At 67.6% G+C, this 19452-nt stretch carries 11 protein-coding genes and 1 pseudogene; 5 read left to right on the forward strand and 7 right to left on the reverse strand.

What is annotated here, in order from left to right:
• A pseudogene (locus ACFV6I_RS03235) lies at nucleotides 1–317 on the forward strand (hypothetical protein); the annotation flags it as partial.
• 225 nt (nucleotides 318–542) lie between these two features.
• Here the strand turns inward: ACFV6I_RS03235 and ACFV6I_RS03240 are convergent.
• Nucleotides 543–1811, reverse strand: coding sequence for a tyrosine-type recombinase/integrase (locus tag ACFV6I_RS03240; RefSeq protein WP_380423406.1), 1269 nt, complete (start codon nucleotides 1809–1811; stop codon nucleotides 543–545).
• Nucleotides 1812–1882: 71 nt separating this feature from the next.
• On the opposite strand from ACFV6I_RS03240, the gene ACFV6I_RS03245 reads away from it, so the two are divergent.
• Nucleotides 1883–3004, forward strand: a complete 1122-nt coding sequence (locus ACFV6I_RS03245) for a Fic family protein (protein ID WP_380423432.1) — start codon at nucleotides 1883–1885, stop codon at nucleotides 3002–3004.
• A gap of 186 nt (nucleotides 3005–3190) precedes the next feature.
• On the opposite strand, the gene ACFV6I_RS03250 is transcribed toward ACFV6I_RS03245, so the two are convergent.
• From ACFV6I_RS03250 to ACFV6I_RS03270, 5 genes are all read right to left on the reverse strand, one after another.
• Nucleotides 3191–4771, reverse strand: a complete 1581-nt coding sequence (locus ACFV6I_RS03250) for a protein kinase (protein WP_380423407.1) — start codon at nucleotides 4769–4771, stop codon at nucleotides 3191–3193.
• A gap of 173 nt (nucleotides 4772–4944) precedes the next feature.
• Complete coding sequence (locus ACFV6I_RS03255; protein ID WP_380423408.1) at nucleotides 4945–8151, reverse strand: type I restriction endonuclease subunit R; 3207 nt, start codon at nucleotides 8149–8151, stop codon at nucleotides 4945–4947.
• Nucleotides 8152–8156: 5 nt separating this feature from the next.
• Nucleotides 8157–9416 carry a restriction endonuclease subunit S gene (locus tag ACFV6I_RS03260; RefSeq protein WP_380423409.1) on the reverse strand — a complete coding sequence of 420 codons (1260 nt, stop codon included), beginning with the start codon at nucleotides 9414–9416 and terminating at the stop codon, nucleotides 8157–8159.
• On the reverse strand, nucleotides 9413–11404 hold the full coding sequence (locus tag ACFV6I_RS03265) for an N-6 DNA methylase (protein WP_380423410.1): 1992 nt from the start codon (nucleotides 11402–11404) through the stop codon (nucleotides 9413–9415). Before ACFV6I_RS03265 ends, ACFV6I_RS03260 begins: the two co-directional genes overlap by 4 nt.
• A gap of 88 nt (nucleotides 11405–11492) precedes the next feature.
• Entirely contained in the window at nucleotides 11493–13661 is a 2169-nt protein-coding gene (locus tag ACFV6I_RS03270) for an N-6 DNA methylase (RefSeq protein ID WP_380423411.1), read from the reverse strand.
• A 180-nt stretch (nucleotides 13662–13841) separates the two neighbouring features.
• On the opposite strand from ACFV6I_RS03270, the gene ACFV6I_RS03275 reads away from it, so the two are divergent.
• From ACFV6I_RS03275 to ACFV6I_RS03285, 3 genes are all read left to right on the forward strand, one after another.
• Nucleotides 13842–16271 carry an AAA family ATPase gene (locus tag ACFV6I_RS03275; RefSeq protein WP_380423412.1) on the forward strand — a complete coding sequence of 810 codons (2430 nt, stop codon included), beginning with the start codon at nucleotides 13842–13844 and terminating at the stop codon, nucleotides 16269–16271.
• Entirely contained in the window at nucleotides 16268–16636 is a 369-nt protein-coding gene (locus ACFV6I_RS03280) for a hypothetical protein (RefSeq protein WP_380423413.1), read from the forward strand. Before ACFV6I_RS03275 ends, ACFV6I_RS03280 begins: the two co-directional genes overlap by 4 nt.
• 153 nt (nucleotides 16637–16789) lie before the next feature.
• Nucleotides 16790–18403, forward strand: coding sequence for a hypothetical protein (locus tag ACFV6I_RS03285; protein ID WP_380423414.1), 1614 nt, complete (start codon nucleotides 16790–16792; stop codon nucleotides 18401–18403).
• A 387-nt stretch (nucleotides 18404–18790) separates the two neighbouring features.
• Here the strand turns inward: ACFV6I_RS03285 and ACFV6I_RS03290 are convergent, their stop codons facing one another.
• Nucleotides 18791–19276: a hypothetical protein gene (locus tag ACFV6I_RS03290; RefSeq protein ID WP_380423415.1), complete on the reverse strand. Its 486-nt coding sequence runs from the start codon at nucleotides 19274–19276 to the stop codon at nucleotides 18791–18793.
• Nucleotides 19277–19452: the final 176 nt, after the last annotated feature.

Genomic DNA, 19452 nt, shown 5'->3' on the forward strand with positions numbered 1-19452 from the left:
CCGCCGCGCCGCGGGGGCCGCCGGCCGGGGCGGGGGGGGGCGCCCCCCGCCCCCGCGCCGGGCGCCCCGGCCGGGGCGGGGCCAGCCCCCGCGCCGACGGGGCGTGGGGAGTGCCCGACCCGGGCGCCGTGGGCATCGCGCTGCTGTTCGCCTCCGCGCACGCGGTGCCGCGGACGCTGGACGGCGTGCTGCTCGGTGACGGCGTTGCTGACACCGCGTCCGCCGACACCGTGCCGACCGACACCGCGTCCACCGACACCGCGTTCGGCGGGCCCGATCCGCTGTGCGGCCCCGAGCCGGCCCCCGCCGGCCCGTGACCGCCCGGCCCCGGCCCGGCGGCGCCCCGCCGGCGCCCCCCCCGCCGGGGCCCCCCCGCCGCCGCCGCGCCCCCCCCCCCTGGCGGCGGGTCAAGTAGGTCAAACTGGTTCATGTCGGGGTATTTCTAAGGCCTTTCTGGCGCCTACTGATTGCCGTGGCGTGGCTCGGGCAGCATCGGAGCGGCTTGGCAGCGGCCATTTCGAGGCGATGGCAGTTACGGCGTGTTACCAGCGGCGGGTGATCCGGCCGTCGCGTTGGAGCTTCTCGAGGTGATGAGTGAGGGCTTGGCCAGCTTCCAGGATCCGGAGCACGTCGGGGTGGAAGTAGCGCTGGGTGGTGGTGATGAGCCGGTGGCCCGCGATTTCCTTGAGGATGTGCGGAAGGATTCCGGCGTCGGCCATCCAGGTCAGGCCGGTGTGGCGCAGGTCGTGGCGGCGTAGGTGCTCGTAGCCGAGGTCCCGGGTGACGTCGTCCCAGTGGGTGGCGTCGCGCAGGACTGCGGTGCTGATGCGACCGCCGCGCGGGCCGGTGTAGAGGCGGGCGTCCGGGTCGCCTCGCGTCGCTTGGAGTCGCCTGATGATGAGCGGGCGCAATGGTTCGATGATTGGGATGAGGCGGGCGACCCTACCCTTGGTGTGCTTGTCGACCAGGCCGCCGGGAGCGGGGGTGGTCTGTCGGCGGCAGGTCAGGAGCCACTTCTCGGTATCGACGTCGCGGGCCCGGACTCCGGAGACCTCGCCGATCCGTGTGGCAGTGCAGGCGCTGTGGACGACGACATCACCCCATCCGCGATAGCGGTTGTATGAGGCCGCGACCAGGGCATCGGCGAGTTCGGTGAGTGCGTCCCAGTCGCGCAGGGCGAGGGAGCGGGGGTCCCGCAGTTCGTCTTCGACCTGCTGGTATTCGCGCTGCCAGCCGGTGATGTGGGCGGGGTTGCGTTCGAGGATGCCGTCCACGATGGCCTGTTCGAAGATGCGGGAGAGCATGGCGAGGGTGTTCTTGATCGTGGAGCGGCTGCAGCCGTCGGCGATCCAGCCGAAGACTGCGGTAGTGATGAGAGCAGTGGTGATCAGGCGGAGGGGGAGGCGCCCGAGCTCGGGCTCGATCCGCAGGCGCCAGCCGGCCAGGTAGGGAGCGTGAGTGGTGGTTTCCAGGCCGGTCTGGATGACCGGGAGGCGGAGGTTGACGTAGCCGCCCAACGGCATGGAGGCCAGGGATGGGAGGACAGGGCTGCCGGTGGCGTCGGCCAGGATGGTCAGCCATTGGCTGACCAGTGTCGGGTCGAGCCCATTGTGGACGGCCCCTGCCAGGAAGCTGGCCCAGGCCTGCGTCTGGGCCGGGGTGGCCTGGGCGGTCGGCGGGCGGGGGTTGGTGAGCGGTGAAGTGCGGTATTGCGAGCGCAGGGTGCTCGGCGGAGCCGGAGGGTCGGCGGTGGTGATCTCGCTGAACAGATCCGGGGCGGCTGATTCCCAAGAATGCGTTGAAGTACTCATGCACCATGGTTGCGCCGGCTCTCCTTGCTTGTTTGATGCCGTCATGGTGTCATGGTGTCATGCTCTATGGTGTGCCATTGCTGCAGGACATCGACCAATCCGTCCTCGCGGAGATCGACGAGATGCGCGACCGGCTGCGTCTCCACCTGCGCACTTCACGTCGCTGGGAAGGGCAGCTGCGGCGTAACCTCACGGCGCGGGCGATCGCCGGATCGAACACGATCGAGGGCTACGCCGCGAGTGTGTCGGACGTCGAGGACATCATGGTCGGCGAGGTGCCGATTGATGCTAACGAGACCGTCACGGCCGAGATCGAGGGTTATCGGCAGGCGATGACCTACATCCAGCGCCTCGCCGAAGCGGGCGACGACTTCGCCTACAGCAAAGGCCTGCTCAACGCGCTGCACTTCATGATGCAGGGCCACCACCTGATCAAACGGCCCGGCTGGTGGCGTACCGGGCCGGTGTACGTCACCTCTGCCGAAGACCCGACCATCGCCGCTTACACCGCCCCTGATGCCCAGCAGTTGGCAGTACTGACTGACGAGCTGGTTGATTGGCTGAACGAGGGCGACCTGAACGCTCCGGGGCTGGTGCGGGCCTCGATGGCGCACCTGAACCTGGTGGCGATCCATCCGTGGTCGGACGGCAACGGGCGGATGTCCCGCGCCCTGCACACCCTGGTCCTGGCCCGGGAGGGGATCATGGCGCCGGAGTTCTCCAGCATCGAGGAATGGCTCGGCCGAGCCCGCAACACCTACCGCTACTACGATATCCTCGCCGAGGTCGGCGGCCCCGTCTGGACTCCTGACCGAAACACCCTGCCCTGGATCCGGTTCTGCCTGCGCGCCCACCACCAGCAGGCCCAGAGCGTCGAGCGCCAGGTGAACACCACCCGCGAGGTCTGGACCGCCCTCGACGAAGCCGTCGAGCAGCGCGGCTGGCCCGACCGGATGCTTTACGCCCTTTACCCCGCGGCCATGGGTAACCGCCTGCGCCGAGCCACTTACCAGGCCGACGCCGAACTCAGCGAGCAGCAGGCCCAACGCGACATCCGCGAACTCGTCCGCGTCGGCTGGCTTGCCGCCAAGGGCGAGGCCCAGGGCCGTTACTACACCGCCGGCCCAGACCTCCCCGAAGCTATCGTTCGAGGCGTACGGGAACCGCGGCCCCTTCGCGATCCCTATGCCTGAGGTCCGTCCAGTGAATGCCAGCCAGAGCGCTGATTCGGGTGACACGGCCGACGCCAGCCAGCGTTGAACACCAGCTCCCACCGGTGCGGATGAAGCTATCGGCAGGAACAGAGCTGGCGAAGCGTCGGGGAGACTGGCCTGTGGGCGAGGGCTGCGGACGACGGCCGATTGCCGAATGTGCTGCGGTCATTCAGGGGCGCCGCCGTTCAGATCCAGCCGGATGCGGGCGAGCGTTTCCGCGACCTCCAAGGCCAGCTCGTCCTCAGGGCCGTAGACCATAATCAGGTCTTCCTGGAGGGGCTTCAGGAGTTGCAGGGCCTCGGTGACCTTGCCCTGAGCGAGGAGGAGGACGGCGATGCCGTGGCGAAGGTCGATGGCTTCTTCGCTCACGTCTCCGTCGAGCGCGCGGACGGTGGCCAGCACGTCCTGGAGTTCGTGGAGAGCCTCGGTGACCTGGCCGAGTTCGGCACGGCAACGGGCCGCCTGGGCCCGGCACTCGCGGGCGGCCGTGCTGGCGGTCCCGGCGGTCCGGCCGAAGGCGGCGGCCAGGGCCTCGAACTCGGGCAGGGCGGCCCGGTAGTCGCCGCCGAGGAAGCGGATGGCGGCGCGCTGCTTGCGCAGGCCAAGGACCTCTTTGCTGTCAGTGCCGAACGCGCTGGCGGCCGTTTCGACGACAGCTCCGATCACCTCGACGGCCTGGGTGAACCGCTCGTCGTCCAGGAGGAGATCCGCCTGGGCGTAAGCCTCCTTGATCGCGGCACGCACCTGCTCAAGGACGGGAAGTGGTTGGAGCTCGACCGCGGTGGGGGTGCGGACGACTGCGGGCGGTTTCGGCGCCCGGGAGCGGGGCGCGTAGGGGTGGCGGAAGAGACGGGTCGGGTCCGGGGTGCCGAGGGGGCCGGCCTCGGCCTGCGTGGGCACGGAGCCAGCCGCCGGGAGGAAGGGCAGGAGGCGCTCGTAGACCTCCTGGGTGTCGGCCGGGCGGCTCTCCGCCGCCTTGCGCAGCAGGTGCAGGACGAGTGTCTCCAACGGCTCGGGCACGTCGGCGCGGAGCTGCCGCAGTGGGGCCGACGTGGCGGTGAGGTGTTGGTGCATCAGCGCGTACTCGTTGCCTTCGAAGACCGGACGACCGGCAAGGAGTTCGTGCAGCACGCAGCCGAGGGCATACAGGTCCGTCTGCGGGGTGATCCGGCCACTGCGGACCTGTTCCGGCGACATGTACTGATGGGTGCCGATGGGGCTGCCGGTCGCGGTGAGCTTGGTGACGTCCGTCCGCAGGATCGCCGCGATGCCGAAGTCGAGGACCTTCACCGTGCCGTCACGGGCGACGAGGATGTTGCTCGGTTTGAGGTCACGGTGGATCACCGGCACGTCATGGGCGTGGGAGAGTACGGTGGCGACCTGGGCGGCGACGGCTGCGGCCCAGCTGACGGGCAGTGGGTGGTCGGGCTGGAGATAGGCGGAGAGCGGCACGCCGTCGACGAGTTCCATCACCAGGAACAGTCGCTCGAAGCTGTCGTCCAGGACCGCGTCGAAGACCTGGGGCACGCCGGGGTGCTGGATGCGTGCGGTGATGCGCGCCTCCCGGCGGAAGCGCCGGGCGAGTTCCTCGGCCGACTGCAACGAGGTGACCGCCGCCTGCCGGATCAGCTTCACCGCCACCGGCCGGTCGAGTACGGCGTCGTAGCCGCGCCACACGTCGCCCATGCCGCCGTGACTGAGCTCTTCCAGGAGTTCGTAGCGGTTGGAGATCACGGTCGCCGGCACGCGGCTGCCCCCGTTTCTGCGTGCTTGGTCCGATGTTTGTGGTGTTGCGCGGCTGTGCGGTCCCCAGTGTGACGGGTGCGACGATCACCAGTCCAGGCTTTCGTCCGGCTACCCGGGACAGTAGGCGGTGCGCGAACGGGCCGCCCACCGTCCCGGGTCGTGGACCAGCGGCGTCAGGCCGCGTCGTCCACACCCTCCTCGCGCCTGATCATGCGCCAGGCAGCACGGCGGGCACTTCGGTTGAGGCTGGACTGGAAGCCCCGGTCCGGAGCGAAGTACCGCTTGCCGAGGTCGGTGACGATGCCGACGTAGTCCTCGACCTTGTCGGCGAACACCCGGTCGAAGACCTTGCCGAAGTTGTCCTCGTCGTTCACGACGGCCGCCTGGCGGACCTCGGTCTCGGCGAGGGCCGCGTTGAAGGCGGGCAGCAGGTCCTGCTCGGTGAAGTCCGTTCCGAACTTGTCGTTGAACTTCGCGATGAGCTCGGACAGCAGGGACTTCTCCTGCTCCTTCGTCCCGCCCACGCCCTCCCCAACGTTCCGGATCAGGGCTGGCTCTTCGGTGGTCAGACCCATGTCGTACTCGCCGGTCTTCTCCACCCGCAGATGGCTGAGGTCGACCTCCCCTATGTCGACACCGCCGTCAGCCCGCCGCGGCAACCGGTTGAGCAGGTACCGCCCGTACAGGTGGAGCCGCTCCAGATCAGGGTCGGTGTACGGGACGATCTGCGCCAGGAAGCCGTACTTGCGCACGTAGTCCTGCAGGTTCGCGCGGAAGTCCTCGGCCGTCTTCTGGTCGTCCTCGTCCTCGCTGTTTAGCAGCTTCTCGAAGAGTGCCACTGGCGGGGCGAGCAGCCGGTACAGCTCCGCGTGCAGCTTCTCCCACTTCACGGTGGACCCGCCCGCCTTCTCCTGTGCGGCGAAGTACGCCTTGGCGAACTCGTCCATCTCCCGCACAGTGAGGATCGGTGCGGACATGACCCGGCTCTGTGCTTCGTAGAGCAGGTTCGGGTCGGATGGGAACGTCCGGGCCTCCAGGAAGTACGGGCTGAAGGCGGCCTTGACGTCCTCGGCCTCATTGACGAAGTCGATGACCGCGAGGTCCGCCTGTGCCTTGCGCTCGGCGGTGCGGTTCAGTCGCGACAGCGTCTGCACGGCGGAGATACCGGTGAGCGTCTTGTTGACATACATCGTCGTCAGCAGAGGCTGGTCGAAGCCGGTCTGGTACTTCTCCGCCACGACGAGGATCCGGTACTCCGGCTTGCCGGGGCCGCCGGCACGGACGGCCTTGTCGTCGGCACGGGTGTAGGCGAACGCCTTGGGCAGAGCGCCCTCGGAAAGCCCGTCGTTCTCCTTGGGCTCGGTCGTCTCCTCGCCCTCGAAGGTGAGCGAACCGGAGAACGCCACCAGCACACCGAGGTCCGGGTACTTGATGTCGTAGCCGAGGTCCTTGAGGTAGCTCTTGATCGCACGGGCCGTCTGCACGGCGGACTGGCGGGACGCCGTCACCACCATCGCCTTGGCACGACCTCCGAGCCGTCCCCGGGTGTGCGTGAGGAAGTGCTCCACGATCACTTGGGCGTGCTGCGCCACGGTGTAGTCGTGCGTCAACGCGAACCGGGCGAGCAGAGGGTTCGCCTTCTTCGGGTCGACCTCGCGCTCCTCCGGGTTCTTGTTGACCAGCTTCCAATAGGTGTCGTAGGTGACGTAGTTGCGCAGCGGGTCGAGGATGAAGCCCTCCTCGATCGCCTGCCGCATCGAGTAGGTGTGGAAGGGACGGTACTTGGCCTCGCCGTCGACGTCCTGGAGCGTGCCGAACAGCTCCAGGGTCTTCGCCTTGGGCGTCGCCGTGAACGCGAAGTAGGAGAGGTTCGCGGCACGGGAGCGCTGCGAGGCCTTGTGCTTGAGGCGCTCCTGCAGGGTCGCGGGGGCCTCGATGCTTGCAGCCTCGATGGCTCCCGCGTCGTCGGAGTCCGCGTCGAGGCCGAGGTCGCGCAGGGCGGCCCGGACGGCGGTGGCCGCGTCGCCCGACTGGGAGGAGTGGGCCTCGTCCACGATGATGGCGAAGTTGTGGCCCTGGATCTCGGTCGGGTTCTGCTCGACGTAGTTGAGCAGGGCCGGGAACGAGTGGAGGGTGACAGTGACGATCTTCCCGGTCTCGCGGGAGAGGGCCCGCGCCAACTGCGCACCCTTCGCACCCTGGTTCTCGTCGATCTTCACCACCAGGCCGGCGGTCTGCTCGAAGCTGCCGACCGTCTCCCGGAGCTGGGCGTCCAGGTTTCGGCGGTCGGTGATGACGATGACCTTGTCGAACACAGGCACGCCCGGCTTGAGGCCCGCGGCCAGGGCGTCCGGGTCAAGACCGGCCGGATCGGTGGGCGTGTGCAGGTCGCTCAGCCGGTGGGCGAGCCAGCCGATGGTGTTCGACTTGCCCGACCCGGCGGAGGCCATGACCAGGTAGTTGTGCCCCGCACCGTGGACGGCCGCATGGGCGGTGAGCTTCCGCACCACGTCCCACTGATGGAAACGGGGGAAGATCAGTTTCTGGGTGCTGCCGCCGCCCGGCGTCTTCTCCTTGTGGAGGTGGACGAACCGCTGGAGGAGATCGAGCCAGTTGTCGCGCTGCCAGACCTGTTCCCACAGGTAGGAGGTGGCGTAGGTGCCGGGCGTGGTGGGGACGGGGTTTCCCTTGCCGCCGGGCTCGCCCGGACCCTCCGAGCCGGTGTTGAACGGGAGGAAGTGCGTCTTCGCTCCGCGCAGTTTGGTCGCGACGAAGACTAGGTCGGGGTCGACGGTGAAGTTCGCGACGACGCGGCTGGTGAAGATCAGCTCGCTGGGGTCGCGCTTCTCGCGGTACTGCTTCTTGGCCTGGTCGACTCCCTGGCCGGTCAGCGGGTTCTTCAACTCGGCGGTGGCGACCGGGATCCCGTTGAGGAAGAGGGCCAGGTCGAGCCGGTTGCCCCGGTCCGCCTGCTTGGTCGCGTACTCCAGCTCACGGACGACGGTGAGGTGGTTGGCCCGGTAGCCGTCGAGGACGGAGTCGTCCTCGACCAGGTTGGGGCGGAAGTACGCGACTCGGAGAAGGACGCTGCGGTCCTTCACACCCTCTCGCAGCACCTTGAGTAGCCCGTCGCTGGCGATTGCCTGCCCGAGGCGCTTCGCGAATCCGCGCTGTGCCTCGGTCTGGTCGCCGGCGTACTGGGTGGTGACCAGTTCTTCCCACTCGTCGCCCTGCGTCTTGCCGATGAAGCCGAACAGCTCGTTGGTGTCCAGCCCGAGCTCGGCCCGGTAGTCCTCCGGCTGGGCCTCGCGCCACCCGCGCTCGGTCATCGCGGCGACGATGGCCGCGCCGAAGGCGGCCTCGGTGTGGATCGGGGGCATGGTGGTTACTCCGTAACTCCTCGACCGGATGCGGTGGACACGTCAAACTGGCCGGTGATGGCGGCGGTGATGAGCGCCTGCCGGCGTTCCGCGAGCAGGGCGAGCTGGCGTGTGATGGCCGCATGAAGCCCGCGGGATGCCCGAGAACCTTCATCAATGACACGCACCAGTTCTTCCTGCTGAGATTTATCACCTCTCGGAATGGGCCATTCCTTGATATCTTCGCCGCGCAGCTTAACCATGGATTGAGACGATCCCCTGGCGGTCGACTCGATCAGGGATCGGACGCGACCGCTAAGTGCGACTTCGGCAATGAATCGAGGATTGACGCCCTCCAAAAGTCCCACCCTATAGATTAGATCCGGAATAAGTAGGCCCTTGCAATAGCCTGACACCACCGCCACATCGCCAACCAATTTTGGCGTATTCGCTCGCGTTACTAGGAGATCGTCCCGACGCACCTCGTGCGCTCGGATTGGCGTGATGTCATCGGGAAGTCGTTTGTTCTCTGTGGGATCGAATTTTCCTCCCTTTACTGCACTTAGCTTCAGGACAGCCCACTCGCTTGCATCCTCGCGCGCAATCGCCTCACACTGTGGACTTGCCCCCTGTTCAATTCGCGCAGCAAATCGACGCAGAGGGAGTTCCCCCTCCTGCTCGATCAACCTCGTGACGGCTGCATCCCGGAGGGCGCGGCCGCGCTCCTCAAGGCGATCTAGAAGCACCTTGTTTAGTTCGACAATCCGATCGATGCGAGTTGCCTCAGCATCAAGGAAGCCGGCGATCTGGTGCTGGAACTGCGGCGGCGGCAGCGGCAAGGGGGTCCGTCCCAGCGGCTCCAGGTTCAGGGCACGGAAGGTCGCACCTCCCACCGACGCGTCCCAGAACTGCCGGGCCGTGGAGCTCTGCAGCGCCCAGTACAGGAATCGGTTGGAGATGCCCGCCGCTGACGCCACCCGCGCAGTTCCCTGCGTCAGGTTCGCCCCCGAGAGCTCAGCCGGGACAATCATGACTTTCCCGAAAGAGGGGCCGATCGATACCACCACGTCCCCAGAAGCCACTTCTGAGCGTCGGTACGTGCGGGCGATCTCTGGCGTCGTTCGCAGAAGCGAATCGACATCCGTCACACCACCGTCTTGGCTCATGTCAACCGGTCTGATATACGGGACGCCGGCCGGTGTGTCAGGGCCAGCCTGAACAATTCCGTACGTGATCGGTCGTGCTGGATCGACAAGCCGCTTGAGCGGCACGAAAGGCCAGGTCATTCCGTCACCTCCCCCAGCAGTGCCTGAATCTCAGCCTCCAGGGACTTGAGCTCCGTATCGATCTCTGCCAACGGACGCGGAGGGCTGTACACGTAGAAGTGGCGCGTAAGCGGGATCTCGTAGCCGATCTTCGTCTTGCTGTGGTCGATCCATGCGTCCGGCACGTGCGGAAGCACCTCGCGCTTGAGGTATTCCTCGACGTCCTCGCCAAGCGGCACGTTCTCGTAGTCACGGAGATCGGTGTCCGGTTCCGGAGCGCCCTTGAGCATCTGGACCTCGCCGTCCGCGTCCCGGACGCCGATCGTGTCCCGTACGGCCTTCGCGAAGGGTGCGCCAGTCGGCCAGAACAGGCCGGCCGCCACGACTGCGTCCTTGAGAGCGACGAACGCCTCGGACTTGGTCGGCCAGCTCTGGCTGTCCAGTGTCCGTACCGCTGCGACGAACTCCTCCGCGTGCTCCAACTTCTGGACAGGCTTGGCCTCGGCCAGCGCTGCCAGGGTCTCCTCCGTGACCTCGAACCGCAGCTTCAGCGGTCGGTCGACGGTGATGCGCTGGTAGCCGAAGTCCTGGTTCTTGAAGACCTTGACCTTGCCGTGGAGCGGGTGCTCCGGGTATCCGGCGACCTGTAGAGCCTCCCCGTAAAGTCGGGTGATCTCGCGGATGTGCTGCTCGCTCAGCTCCTTGCGCTTGTCGCCCAGCGACTTCCGCATCTTCACCCAGTAGTCCCGCGCGTCCAGCAGTACGACCTTGCCCTTGTGGTCTGCGGACTTGCGGTTGGTGAGGATCCAGAAGTACGTAGAGATACCGGTGTTGTAGAAGAGCTGGTCGGGCAGGGCGACGATTGCCTCCAGCCAGTCGTTCTCCAGGATCCACCGGCGGATATTGGACTCGCCGGACTCGGCCGCACCCGAGAAGAGCGGGGAGCCATTGAAGACGATAGCGACCCGGGAGCCGCCGCCTCCGTTGACGTCGACTGGCTTCATCTTCGAGAGCATGTGCTGCAGGAAGAGCAGCGAGCCGTCGTTGATGCGCGGCAGGCCGGCGCCGAAGCGTCCAGAGTCGCCGAGGGTCTCGTACTCGTGCTCGACCTCGTCCTTGACCTTCTTCCACTCCACGCCGAACGGTGGGTTGGCAAGGAGGTAGTCGAACTTCTCGCGCCTGTGGCCGTCGTCGCTGAAGGAGTTGCCGAAGGCGATGTTGTCCGGGTCCTGGCCCTTGATCATCAGGTCGGACCGGCAGATGGCCCAGGACTCGGGATTGAGCTCTTGACCGTAAGCCTTCACCTCGGCGCCCGGGTTGAGCGCGGTGATGTGCTCCTCGGCCGCGCTGAGCATGCCGCCGGTGCCGCAGGCCGGGTCCAGGACGGTGCGCACCGTTCCAGGGAGGCTCAGCGCATCTGCGTCCGGCCCCACCAGCAGGTTGACCATGAGGTTGATGACCTCGCGCGGGGTGAAGTGCTCACCCGCGGTTTCGTTCGACTGCTCCGCAAAGCGTCGGATGAGCTCCTCGAAGATGTAGCCCATGTTGTGGTTGGACACGACCTCGGGACGCAGGTCGAGGTCGGTGAACTGGCCGATGACCTGGTAGATCAGCTTCGCGCCGTCCAGTTTGCGGATCTGCTGGTTGAACTCGTACTTCTCCAGGACCTCACGGGCGTTGTCCGAGAACGAGGCCACGTAGAGCTGTAGGTTCTTCGCGGCGTTCTGCGGGTCGCCGGCGATCTTCCGCAGAGTGAGGAAACTCCTGTTGTAGAAGGAGTGGCCGGAGGCCTTGCGCAGAAAGCGGTCCTCGTCCAACTCCTGGCCAGCGAGCTCGGCTGCCCGCTCCGCGACCTTCTCACGGGTCGGCTCGAGCACACACTCCAGCCGTCGCAGGACGGTGAACGGCAGGATCACCTTGCCGTAGTCGGACTGCTTGTAGTCACCGCGCAGGAGGTCGGCGACGGACCAGGCCTTGTTCGCCAGCTCCGTGTGCTTACTGCTGTTCAAAGGGTTTCCCCGGTCTTCTCTCGGGTCGTCCGCCACTCTCAGCGGAACGTATGCAGTCTGGTCGATGTGTCGTGTCGGCCGAGGCAGTTCAGCCGGATTGATGCTGGTCGCCGGACAGCGGCGGCAGGAGCGCGCCTACGGTGAGGCCCGCGGTCACCGCGTTCGCGGCCTCCGTGGCCAACGCCGCGGCGCGATGGGCGGCGACGCGCAGCTGGTAGGCGCGGCGGAAGGCGTCGCCGTAGTGGCGCTGCTCCGCCAGCGGCATGAGGGGGACGCGCAACCGCGCTGGGTTGACCTGGACCATGGTCGTTCCGGTCGATGCGGCGGTGATGTTGTCGGCTGCGCCGAGGAATCCGGCGAGGAACCACGGGTCGAGGCGGGCCGGGTCCGGACGCAGGAGGTGCAGGGCGGAGCCGAGGAGCGCGCCGGCATCGCTCTCGTCCGCGACCCGGGTCATCAGTCCCGTAGCGCTTGGGCTGGAGACTGCGCGCAGCAATACGTCTCCCTCCGCGACCGTTTGGCTGATGTCCGGATGGACATCCCCAGTCGCGCCCGAGGGTGCGCTGCTGGCCAAGACATCATGTGCCGTCAGCACCGGCTGGTACCCGGTTTCCTCCGCGACGACGCCTCCGCTCTTGGAGTCGCGTCCGCTGCCAAGCGCCGCCGACCGGACAACCGCTAGGGCGCCTCCGCGGGTGAGGTCGGCGACAGTTGCGGTACGCCATTCACGCATCGACGTACTGGCCGTTTCCCATTTCGCCGCGCCGCTGAGCGTGGCCAGTTCGTCCAGTTGCGATTCCAGTTGGCCATGCAGCGCGGTGATCCTGCCAACGAGCGCCGCCGGGTCGACATCGGCCGCGGCCGTGCGGACCTGCCGGCCCGGGGTGAGGTCCACGACATCGTCGAGAAGGTCGACCACCGGGACGGCGCGGGCCAGCCCCGACTCGTCGGTAAAACCGTCGGGCTGGTCTCGATACGCCTTCCATGGTGTCAGCACGCGTTCCGCAAGGCCGGCCCAGTCGAAGGCGGCACTCCCCGGTGAGCCGCTCCTTGTGACAGTGCCGGCACTGCCCTCGCCGTCTCCATCGATGAAGAGTACGGAGGTGCGCTCGGCGGTGCCGGGCTCGGGCCGCTGCAGTATCCAGATGTGCAGGGCGATGTGCAGCGGATAGGCGACGCGGGCGGGCAGAGAGACGACGGCGCGCACGGCCCTGCTGCGGACGAGTTCGGCTCGGATGCGGCGGGCGGAGGTGCGGAAGGCGAGGGCGGGCGGCAGCAGCATGACGACGTACCCACCGGGCTCGACGTGTGCCAGTGCGTGCTGGACCCACGCCAGCTCCGACTCGAAGCGTGAGGGCACGCCGTAGGCCCACCTGGGGTCGTAGGCGAGTTCGTCGTGGCCCCAGTCGCGGTCGCCGAACGGCGGGTTGCACAGCACGGCATCGACCGTCAGGCCCGGAAAGGCGTCGGCCCGCAGGCTGTCGCCAGCGGCGATCACGACCTCTGTCTCCGCAGCCGAGGCGGGCTCGTCAAGTTGAAGGGCCACTGAGGCCCGCTGCGCTTGAAGCGCACGGATGTCCTGTCCGTACAGCTCACGTGCGCCGCGCCTGCGGGCGGCGGCCAGGAGGGTGCCGCTGCCGCAGGCGGGGTCGAGCACACGTGTCACGGTGTCGGGCAGCAGTCCTGTCATGAGGTCGGCAAGGCCCCGGGGAGTGCGGTAGGTGCCGCTGGCCGCGCTCTCGTCGAGGTCGCGTTCGGCGAGGACGTCCAGCGCGGCCTGCGCACCCGGACCGCGTACACACGTCAGGAGCGCGCGGATCACACCGGCGTCTTCGGTCTCGTACTTCACGGACCGGGTCTCGGATGTCGTCCGGGTGGCCAGGAGGTCGTTGGCAGCTGTGGCGAGCCGGTCGTCGGGCAGTTCGAGGAGCTGGCCCGATTCCTGTTCCGGAAGTCGCGCCACGCCTGCCAGCAGCGGAAAGAAGCGTGCGGCGTCCACGCCCGCCCCGAGAAGCCGCAGCGCCGTTCGCAGGTCCTCCTCGGGTGACGCCGCAGAGGTGTGTCCCCGTCCGCGGAGCCACTGCTGGACGGCGCCCAGGTCGTAGAGCGGGCTGCTCTCGGTGCCGCCACTGGGCGCGGGGAAGTCGGCATGGCGCCGCCGCCAGTTGCTGACGGTGGCGCGGGTGACCCCGGCGATACGGGAGATCTCTGCAGCCGTCACCTGTGCGGACGGCGGCGTCACTGACTTTTGCGGCATGGAGCCCCGCCCCTCTCGGAAGTGGACAGTAAACACTCTACACCATCCGTCAAGGTGTACATTCGATTGACGATGCTTTCATGGTTGTGCTTACCTAGATCTGCTTGCACAGCTCGTGCTGCCGTCGTCGCCACGGCAGCCGTGTCATCGTCCCCACCTCCTCTTCTCCAGGAGCGCGCTATGACGACCAGCACCAGCCCCGCACCCACCGCACCTGCACTGCCGGCATCGCCGATCGCGGCCGTCGTCCAGCGGCTGGAGTCCGCTCCGCTGTCCGAGGAGGTCTCCGCACTGGTTCGCGAAGCTCTGGACGGTGTCGAAGGCTCCGAGGCCGCCGCCGTCCGTGGCGCCTACCTGAAGTCGATCACCGTCGAGGGCTTCCGCGGCATCGGGGAAGCCGCCACGCTCCACATCCCTCCGGGCCCGGGCCTGACGGTGGTACAGGGGAGGAACGGCAGCGGCAAGTCCAGCTTTGCCGAGGGCATCGAGGTCGCCCTCACCGGGCGCAACCGCCGTTGGGAGGACGAGGACGGCAAGAACGTGCAGACCGCCCAGCAGGACGGCTGGCGTAACCTGCACCACTCCGGACCGCACCGTCTCGAGCTGGAACTCCTCGCGTCCGGTCGGGTCCGACCGCTCACGATCACCCGTATCTGGGCCGACACCACGTCGTTCTCCGAGTCCGAGTCGGCGGTCCTCGGGCTCGGGCCGACCCCGCTGCCGCTCTCAGCTCTCGGCTGGGCGCAGGACCTGCGGTCGTTCCGGCCGATCCTCTCCTACAGCGAGCTCGGCCAGATGATGAGCGCCAAGCCCAGCCGGATGTACGACCGGCTCGCCACGCTTCTGGGCCTCGGGGCGCTCAGCGAAGCCGCCGATCGGCTCGCCGTACGCGAACAGCAGCTGGCGCTGAGCGAGAAGCAGGCCAAGACCGCGCTGCCGCCCCTGCTGGCGGCTCTCGTGGACGTTCCGGACGAGCGCGTCCACAACGCGGTGACGGCGCTCCGGCAGCGCGTCCCGGACCGCCAGCGCATCCGCGCGCTGATCGCGGGGGCGCCGCTCGCCGACACGACGGAGCTGGCCCGGCTGCACCGGCTGGCCGCGCTCAGCGGCCCGGATACCAACGCGGTGACCGAAGCCGTCGCTCGACTGCGGGAGGCCGTCGCAGCGGCCGAGGACGTCCGGCACAGCGACGCCGGCACCGCGCTCGCCCGCGCTGACCTCCTCGACCGGGCCCTGCAACTGCGCTCCCAGCACCCTGCGGACCACACCTGCCCGGTCTGCTGGAGCACGGACCGCCTCGACGACGCGTGGGCCGCCGAGGCAGCCGCCCAGGCCGACCTGCTCCGCGAGGATGCCGCCGAGGTCCGGTCCGCGCAGCAGGCCGTGCGGGACTCTACGGACGACCTGCGGGCACTGATCCACAACCGGGCGCCCGACCTGCCCGATCACCTGTACGTCCTCTGGGACGAATGGGTCGCCTGCCGCAGCATCCACGACCCGCATGAGCTCACGGCACGCGCCGAGACACGGGCGGCGGCACTCGCTGATGCCTGCCGGCATGTCCGCCAGGAGGCGAAGCATTGGCTGGCGGAGCAGGACGAGCAGTGGCGCGGCGTCGTCCCGCAGCTCGCGTCGTGGCTCTCGCTGGCCGATGCGGCAGCCGCCGCCAAGCCGCTGCTGGCCCAGGTCAAGAAAGCGAGGGCATGGCTCAAAGAGGTGCAGACCGAGCTGCGTGAAGCCCGTATGAGCTCCATCGCCGAAACTGCGCAGAGCATCTGGCAGTACCTCAGCCAGGAGAGCAACGTCGCCCTCGGTGACGTCACGCTCAAGGGCTCCGAGACGTACAGCGGCCGGGGCGTGGCACTGAACGTCACCGTGGACGACGTCGACGCCTCCGCGCTGGGTGTCGTGAGCCAGGGCGAACTGTTCTCCCTCGCGCTGGCCCTGTTCCTGCCCCGGGCCATGGCCCCGCAGAGCCCGTTCGGCTTCATCGTCATCGACGATCCGGTGCAGTCCATGGACCCTCGGAAGGTCGAGGGCCTCGCCCGGCTGCTGGAGGAGATCGCCCGGACCCACCAGGTCGTGGTCTTCTCCCACGACACCCGGCTGCCGGACGCCCTGCGCTTCCACCGCATCAAGGCCACGATCCTCGAGGTCGGCCGGTTCCGGCGTTCGAAGGTGGCCGTCCGTTCCGTCGACGACCCGGTCAAGCGTGAACTGGCCGCCGCTCGTGCGGTCGCCAGAGACAACAAGGTCACCGCTGCGGTCCTCAACGAGGTCCTGCCCGGCCAGTGTCGCCTCGCTCTGGAGGCTGCCCTCCAGGAATCGGCTCGCCGGACCCTCCTCGGTACCGGTATCGGACATCTCGCCGTCGAGGAGCGCATCGGCAAGGCTCGTGAGCTGACCGCCCTGGCCGCCCTGGCCCTGTTCGGCGAGAGCCGGAGCAAGGCCGACGTGTACCGGGAGATCGGCCGCCGGCTCGGTTCCGATGCGAGCGACATCGTCGGACTGTGCAACAGGGGCGCCCACACCGCCGTCCCGGACACGGCCGACGCCGTCGCATTCATCAACCGAGTGGCCACCACCGCGGAAGGACTGCGCTCCCTGTGACTGCTGCATCCGAGGTACTGACCTCAGCGACCCGCATCACCGCCGCCACCTCGCTTCTCGACTCCGGGCCCTCCGGGGCCGCGCACCCGCGTGCGGCGGTGTTCCTGCTCCGCCGCGCGCTGGAAGCAGGGCTCGACTCGTACATCTATGCCCACCGGCCGGCCCTCGCCCGTTGTCGGACGGAGACCAAAGTCGTCTGGCTCGCCCACCACCTCGATGCCCGGCTGGCCGGCCGACTCGCGGCGGTCTGGCGCAACCTCAGCGGGGCATGTCATTACCATCAGTCCGCCCTGCCTCCGACCGTCAGTGAACTCCTCGGATGGCGGGACGAAGTCGCGTTCGTGCTGCGAGGACTCCGTACCTGAGATCGGAGATAGCCCGCCCGCGCATGGCTCAGGACAGTGGCTGCGCCGCTGGAAGCGCTGACCTCAAGCCGCGCGCCGGTAGGGAATGAGACGGCAGCAGTACCGAACAGGCGGTGGCTAGTATGCCCATGACTGTCAATCAAGGGGGATGACATGGGGAACGTGGAGCGGCCCGAGTTCCTGCCCGGCTGCGACCTGTCAGCACGCGACAGGAAGGCGGACGATGCCACCCTGACCTGCCTCGTTCGGTTGGCTGATGACTCGCTCGACGACCACTGGCGGACTTCCAGTCTGCAAGCGTGTGAGCTGCGCGGCGGCGCAGCACTCGCGGCGGCGTCCTTCATCGTCCAGGCACCCGGTCCGTGGCATGAGGACGTGCAGCGGATCCTGCGTCTGTCCAAGGTAAGCATTGACCGGCCGAGCTATTCCGCTTCCGAGTACACGGCCGGTCTCTGCTACGTCGCAGGCGCCAAGGACCTTCCGGCAGGACTGCGCCACCGGGCGGCCGACGACTTGGTGCACCGCGCGAATGATCTGGGCTATCAGGAAGCCTGCCACCTGCTTCCCAGTAACAGCTGGGATTGGCTGGCGGACGCCGTACGCGACGGGTGGGCGCTGTGGACGGCGAACCTCTTCGCCGAGGACGAGGCCGCCCCGCTGACTACTCGCATGCGGGTAGGCCTGGCTCTCGCGGAGCACAAGCAGACCGCCGGGTACGTACCTGAGGCCGTGGAACGACTTGTCGCGCACAAAGGAGCATCGAGCGCTGCCCGTCTCGCGCTCGCCGAGGCCGTGGTGCAGCGCGCCCCGAATGATGCCGTGAGCCTGCTCTGTCACCTTGCATCGGACCCGATCGTTCAGGCCGGGCACCGCATGCACGCCATCGGGCTGATCGACAAGATCGACCCACCGAAGGCTGAGGAGATGCGGGCCTTGCAGACCCGCCTCCCTTCTACCCAAGTGGCCCGTAAGCAGCGCCGGGACGCTGTCGAACGTGCACAGCGGGAAGCCGCGGCAAAGTACGAACGGGAGACCCCCGAGGCGGTCCTGAGGCGGCTTGACACCGAAATCGAGGAGCTTCTGGACGACCTGCGCCACCGTGGCTCGGCGGACTCGTTGGCCGATCAGCTCGACAACCACATCGCGGAGGACAGTTGGGAGGGGGTTGCCCAGGATGTGGCCGACATGTGTGGTGTGATCCGTGACGAGAACGTCGAATCCTCACTCCGCCTGTTGGAGGCCCTCACGCGGATCCGGTACGGCGATGGTCCTGGTTCGTTCGCGGAGGATACCAACTCAGAGGAACTCGATACCCAGCAGTTCCCGCGGCTGACTCGGGAAGAGCTCGACGAGTACGCACGCACCGAGGCAGAGCGCGCCTGGGCGTTCTGGAGGAGTCTCGTCGAAAAGCACGGCTGGGACAGCGACCAGCTTGGTGAACTCGACCGCCAGGAGGAGGAGGTGAATCAGAACATGCGTGATGGCGTTGAGCTCAGGGCCGGCGATCACCTGCGGCAACTCCATGAACACCTGGTGTGGGAACTCTGGCCCAGCTTTGCGGGTGCCGTAGAGCGTAGGGACTATGGCGTCGCACGAGCCCTGCTGGCTGTTGCCGTCCTCCTAGCAGATGAGGTAGAACATGCTCTCGCGCTCTGGCGAGCTGCTTCGACTGAGAACTACGCTTTCGACCCGTTGACGATGTCATGGCCTCGAGAGTTCTGGCTGGTTCTGGAGAAGTGGAAGGGGCGCTGGGCCTCTGTCCAGTAACACCGACAGGTGTTCGGCCGCTCGGCATTCGGTGCAGCCTGGCTGGTCAGCGGCATCTCGCGTGGAGACGAACGGCTTTGCCGAGGGCCTTGCTGAAGGTTCGCCAGATTGTGGTTACTGCCGGTGACCCTGACCCTGGGGACCATTTGGGGACCGGTTTGGGACCACATGCCCTGAGCGGCTCTGAGCACCAGTGGGCAGATATGGGCATTCCTGCACATTGCAAACAGTTGAGCAACTGTCAGCCGCCGGCTCGCCATCAATGCCGCACTCCTCTCAACTTTACTGGTGTTCACCGAAGTTGGGTCGCAAAAGAAGCCGAGACCCTGATACCTCGACTGTCGACAATAGTTGAACCCCTTGACTGGGGGTCAAGGGGTCGCAGGTTCAAATCCTGTCGTCCCGACTGTGAAGTCGGTTGTGAGAGCCGGTACTTGGGAAGCCGAGTGCCGGCTCTTTCTGTTTTTGCGTCAGCTGGTGGTCGCACGGTGGTCGCCGGGCCGCATCGGCCAGGGCGCGGACGGTTCTTCTGTTCGCGCCTGCTGGTAGGCGGGCAGCTGCGGGCGCGGGCGCCAGGGGCCGCTGGGCGCGGCAGACGGGGTGTCCGAGGACGGTGTGGTCGGCGTAGATGTTCGCGGTCGTCGACAGAGTGCGGTGGCGCAGGGTCTTGGAGATCACGGGCAGGGGCACGCCCGCGGCCAGGGCGAAACTGGCGGCGAGGTGGTGCAGGTCGTGCAGGGCGATCGCCTCGCCTTTGCGGATGCCGGTGCCGATCATGAGGTCGGCGAGGTCGGCGAGGTCGGCGTAGAGGGGGTCGGTGCCCCCGCTCCGACCGGCCTCGACCGGCCCCAGCGTCGACACCAGCAGTTCCACCGTGCGACGCTGCGGCCGCTCCCGGCGGCCCCGCTCCGGATGCCTGATGGACCTGGCGGCTAACCTGGCTGCCTCGGCCAGCTCAGTGCAGTGGCCTGGCGAAACCCAGTAGAGGCTCACCGAATGCCCTCACTCGACCACCCCCGCAGCGCACTACCCCCGCTATTTCTACTTGC

This window comes from Kitasatospora sp. NPDC059803 (assembly GCF_042732255.1).
Lineage (GTDB): Bacteria > Actinomycetota > Actinomycetes > Streptomycetales > Streptomycetaceae > Kitasatospora.